The organism is Variovorax sp. P2_H12 (assembly GCF_056403395.1).
The window spans coordinates 1-586 of sequence record NZ_JBFUFO010000134.1; the positions used below are offsets into that span (position 1 = coordinate 1).

Annotated in this window: 1 protein-coding gene; it reads right to left on the minus strand. The window is 66.6% G+C overall.

The features are described from left to right. Positions 1-245, minus strand: a 245-nt coding sequence (locus tag AC1DYK_RS35530) for a DUF6221 family protein (protein WP_478170542.1), incomplete at its 3' end; no start/stop codon positions are given. Positions 246-586: the final 341 nt, after the last annotated feature.

Here is a 586-nt window from a genome sequence, read left to right on the forward strand (position 1 = left end):
GGGCTGAGCACATGCCGGGCCAGGACGCGGCGCTTGGCTGCGATCTCTCGGAGGACGCGGGCAGGATCGTGCAGTGCCACGTGCTCCGCGATCGTCGGATGGAAACCGGAGAGGTCTACTTGGCAGAAGTCCACGGTATGGCCGTGGGCGGTCCACTGTCCGCAGCCGTCACCATCGCATCGGCCGGCCAGCTCGGCGTCCTCGTCGAGTCGTCTCCGCAGGAACTCGGTCAAGTCGTCGCTCATGAGCGCATCATCGACCATGAACCCAATGCCCGACACCCGCTTTAAGAGCGAGGTGAGGCCATTGCGGACCCGACCTGCGAGTTCCCTGGTTTGGCGCAGTGCGGCCGTGCTGTCCGCTTCGTGCTCCGATTCCCCGTGAGTCCCCGCCTGTTCCGGCACGAGAGTGGCACGGCCATAGGACTATTCGTCCGTTGGGTAGAGGTTGCTGGGACGCCCCTGCGGGCGAGGAGCTGCTGGTGCGCGCCAGGCCTGAGCATGGGCAGTGAGGGACAGCCGATATCGTCGGGCGCTATGACCGACTGGACCGGGGTACGCGAGCGGGTTCTGGCTCTGGCCGCAGG